Origin of the sequence: Psychromonas sp. Urea-02u-13, from assembly GCF_002835995.1 — a bacterium.
Lineage (GTDB): Bacteria > Pseudomonadota > Gammaproteobacteria > Enterobacterales > Psychromonadaceae > Psychromonas.
The window spans coordinates 1-1,785 of the sequence record NZ_PJBZ01000187.1 but is presented as its reverse complement, the minus strand read 5'-3'; the positions used below and the strand labels follow the sequence as shown (position 1 = coordinate 1,785).

General features: G+C 39.8%; 2 protein-coding genes and 1 pseudogene. All 3 read left to right on the top strand.

Features of this window, described 5'->3' with window-relative positions:
* The coding region (locus CXF74_RS21260) for an RHS repeat-associated core domain-containing protein (protein WP_198552955.1) at positions 1-676 on the top strand (676 nt) is incomplete at its 5' end.
* Positions 677-916 (top strand): hypothetical protein, encoded by a 240-nt coding sequence (locus tag CXF74_RS21255; RefSeq protein WP_101084628.1) that lies wholly within the window; start codon positions 677-679, stop codon positions 914-916.
* 79 nt (positions 917-995) lie between these two features.
* Positions 996-1,775, top strand: a pseudogene (locus CXF74_RS21250) (IS1595 family transposase); the annotation flags it as partial.
* Between the last annotated feature and the right edge of the window lie 10 nt (positions 1,776-1,785).

Here is a 1,785-nt window from a genome sequence, read left to right as displayed (position 1 = left end):
CGTTGCACTGGTCAATGATGTTGAGAATAATATCCGTTTTCAGGGGCAATATCATGATAGCGAAACGGGCATGCATTATAATCGCTTCCGCTATTACGATCCTTGCTGTGGACGCTTTGTAAACCAAGATCCGATAGGGCTGTTGGGCGGTAGTAATAACTATCAGTATGTGCCGAATCCTGTGGGCTGGGTGGATCCGTTTGGGTTGAAATCTAAGGATTGTCCAGATAATAAAGGGAAGGCACATGAGCCTGACTCTTCTATTCCTAAAGACGGTATCAAAACATTTCCTGGTGATCCGTGGGAAAGTGTCGCTCATCAAGAAATGACACCTGAAGCGTTAGCTGTTCGAGATTCTGTAGCGCAAGGGGCACCACTATATAGAATTGGTAAAATGGGAAAAAGCGATGCAACAGAAGGGCAATTCTGGGCTATAGAATCACCAAATTCACAAGGCTATGCAGCACGATATGGTATTCCAAGAGACAATGTTGAGGTTGCTGACTTTTATGAGTCTGGTAGTTTAAAATCAGGTGCAGATTTTGTAACACGAACAGCACCGCCAGATCCTGATGGTATTAACCCCGGAGGTGCTATCGAAGTTGTAGTAAACCCAAATGATGTTGTAGTATCTAATTTTAGTGCGGGTGTATCTACTCCATATACAGGTAATTAAATGAGTAAACTTATTAGCAAACAACTTAAAGAAATTATTTTTCAATTAAACTTGGCTGGCCTTAAAAGTGAGAGTCAATTTCTAGACGATGCACTAAAATATAGTGGCTCAAGTTTAGAGTTGTATTTCAAAGTATCAGGCTCTCTGAGTGAGATTATTAGTAATGATCTATTAAAGGATGATGTTTTGAAGAAGAAAATAAAAAAATGTAATGAAGATGTTTCTAAATACATACAGTAATTAAAAGGCTATGTCTGAGTAAACTGTTGTAAACCTGCCATACTTTATTTATGTGTTAATTACTATCAAGGTGATACTCATGAATGAACAACAATTTACTCCTTTTTTGCAACAGCTTAAGTTGTTAAATCCCAGCCAGAAACAACGTCTTCACCATAATCTAGAAGCTCTAGAAACCTCAGCTGAAGAAGTATTAACAGTCAAAGCGACTTTACGCGAGTGTCCTCATTGCCAATCTGAAAAATTAAAGCCTTGGGGTTCAAGCCATGGTTTGCCGCGTTATCGATGTGTAAAGTGCCTCAAAACGTGCAACCCACTAACAAAATCACCGCTCGCAAGACTACGTAAACGAGATAAATGGTTACTCTATGCTCAGGCTTTAATTGATGGTTTAAGTATTAGAAAGGCCGCTAAATTATGTGGTGTAAATAAGAATACCGCTTTTCAGTGGCGTCATCGATTTCTAGCCTTGGCAAATACTCATCAAGCAATACATGAAGAGGGAATTGTTGAAGCCGATGAAACGTTCTTCCTTGAGTCATTCAAAGGCCAACGAAATTTACCTAGAGAAGCAAGGAAGCGTGGCGGAGTTGGAAAAACGAGAGGAACGAGTGACGATCAAATTCCAGTATTAGTTGTACGAGATAGACATAAATCTACAGCGACAATTATCTTAGATAGAATTGATGCGATACACATAGAAGCGGCTTTATCACCACTAGTAGATAGTGATGCCATCCTGTGTACGGATGGTGCAGCCGTTTATTCTGCATTTTGTAAAAAGACGGGAATAGAACACGAAGTGATCAAGAGTAAAGGTCCAAGAGCGAGGGGAGCTTTCCATATTCAAAACGTTAATATCTAATCGG

Bases quoted from the DNA above. Each gene is read 5' to 3' on its own strand.
- CXF74_RS21255 (WP_101084628.1), top strand. From the start codon at position 677: ATGAGTAAACTTATTAGCAAACAACTTAAAGAAATTATTTTTCAATTA.